Source organism: Polaromonas sp., assembly GCF_030682935.1.
Taxonomy (GTDB): domain Bacteria; phylum Pseudomonadota; class Gammaproteobacteria; order Burkholderiales; family Burkholderiaceae_C; genus Polaromonas.
Genome location: NZ_JAUXNA010000084.1, coordinates 1 through 1935 on the forward strand (window position 1 = coordinate 1; position 1935 = coordinate 1935).

Genomic DNA, 1935 nt, shown 5'->3' on the forward strand with positions numbered 1-1935 from the left:
TCAGCAGCGCCACCGCCGCCGGAAAACTAAAAAACGCCAGCACGGTTGACAGCAAAATAATGCGCGCGATGCGCCCGTTGTCCGCCCCAAAACGCTCGGCCAGCATGGCGACATTGCTGGCGCTGGGCAGTGCGGCCACCAGCACCACCACGGTCAGGGCAAAGCGGTCCAGCGGCAGACCCAAGGCGATGGCGCCCAGCCCCACGCCCCCCACCAGCAGCGGGTGAACCACCAGTTTTATAAGCGCTACAGGCACGTAGTCTGCCAAGGGCGTTCGGGTTGCGCTATTCATTTGGGAGCGTGCCAGCACCGCGCCAATCGTGAACAGCGCAACCGGCGAGGCCGCATCGGCCAGCAGGCTGACCGTGCCCATGAGGGGCTCTGGCAACGCAAAGCCCACGGCGGAGGCCAGCGCGCCCAGGGCAATGGACCAGGGCAGCGGATTGGCCACCACGCCCTTGAGCGCCAGCCGGGCCGCCCTGGCCGCGCCGTGTTCATCGGCCCCGTCGAGCCGCGACAGCGCGATGCAGAGCGACGACGTGATCACCATGTCCACCATGATGGCCACGATGGCCGGGCCCGCCGCCTGGGCGCCCATCAGGGCCACCAGCAGCGGAACGCCCATGAAGCCGGTGTTTGGAAAGGCCGCCACCAGCGCGCCAAACGAGGCGTCATTCCAGCCGATGCGGCCTTGGCGCGTCAGCCAGATCGTCAAGCCCACCATCAGCATCGCGCACAGCAGGTAGACCGCGACCAGGCTGCCATCGAGCAGCTGCTCGATCGGCGTGTTGGCGCCAAAACAATACAGCATGCAAAACAGCACGAAATACAGCACAAAGCCGTTGAGCCCGGGAATCGCCTCCAGCGGCAGCATGCGCCGGCGCGCCGCAACGTAGCCGGCCAGCACAAGCGCAAAGAAGGGGAAGGTGACAAGGAAAATGCTGAACACGGGGCGTATTGTCACCGCCAATGTGGGTGCGGGCTTGACTGGCTATGATGCCGGCTGGCTCATTTCAATTTTTCAGCTTCCTTCCGCATGTCGTCCGCCCCCCCCGTTTCCTCTGCCGCCGCTGCCGGCCTGAACCTTGCCCAGCAGGAAGCCGTCAACTACCTGCACGGCCCCTGCCTGGTGCTGGCGGGAGCGGGTTCGGGCAAAACGCGGGTGATCACCCACAAGATTGGCCGGCTGATCCAGACTGGCCTGAAGCCCGAGCAGATCGCCGCCATCACCTTTACCAACAAGGCCGCCGCCGAAATGCGCGAGCGCGCCAAGAGCCTGATTGGCAAGCAGGCGCGCGGCGTGCTGATTTGCACCTTTCATGCGCTGGGCGTGCGCATGCTGCGGCAAGACGGGCAAGCGCTGGGCCTGAAACCGCAGTTCTCCATTCTCGACAGCGACGACGTCACCAGCATTTTGAAAGACGCGGGCGGCAGCACCGACGCGGCCACCGTGCGGAACTGGCAGTGGACCATCAGCCGCTGGAAAGGCATGGGCCTGAACGCCGCCCAGGCCGAGGCCCAGGTCAATGGCGATGAAGAGCGGGTGATGGCGCGCATCATGGCGCAGTACGAAGAGCGCCTGAGCGCCTACCAGAGCGTGGACTTTGACGACCTGATTGGCCTGCCCCTCAAACTGCTGCAGGAGCACGAAACCGTGCGCGGCAAGTGGCAGGCAGCGCTCGGCCATGTGCTGGTCGATGAATACCAGGACACCAACGCCACGCAGTATGAAGTGCTGAAACTGCTGGTGGGCGCGCGCGGCCGCTTCACGGCGGTGGGCGACGACGACCAGTCGATCTATGGCTGGCGCGGCGCGACGCTGGACAACCTGAAGCGGCTGCCGCAGGATTTTCCCAATTTAAAGGTGGTCAAGCTCGAGCAAAACTACCGCTCGACCAGCGCGATTTTGCGCGCCGCCAACAACGTGATCGGCCC

At 64.9% G+C, this 1935-nt stretch carries 2 protein-coding genes; one reads left to right on the plus strand and one right to left on the minus strand.

Annotated features, from left to right (window positions below; all coding sequences use genetic code 11):
• Nucleotides 1–949 (minus strand): AEC family transporter (locus Q8K05_RS03295; RefSeq protein WP_305245100.1); only part of this gene is annotated, 949 nt, incomplete at its 3' end.
• 87 nt (nt 950–1036) lie between these two features.
• Here Q8K05_RS03295 and Q8K05_RS03300 point away from each other — a divergent pair.
• Nucleotides 1037–1935, plus strand: an 899-nt coding sequence (locus Q8K05_RS03300; protein WP_305245101.1) for an ATP-dependent helicase, incomplete at its 3' end; no start/stop codon positions are given.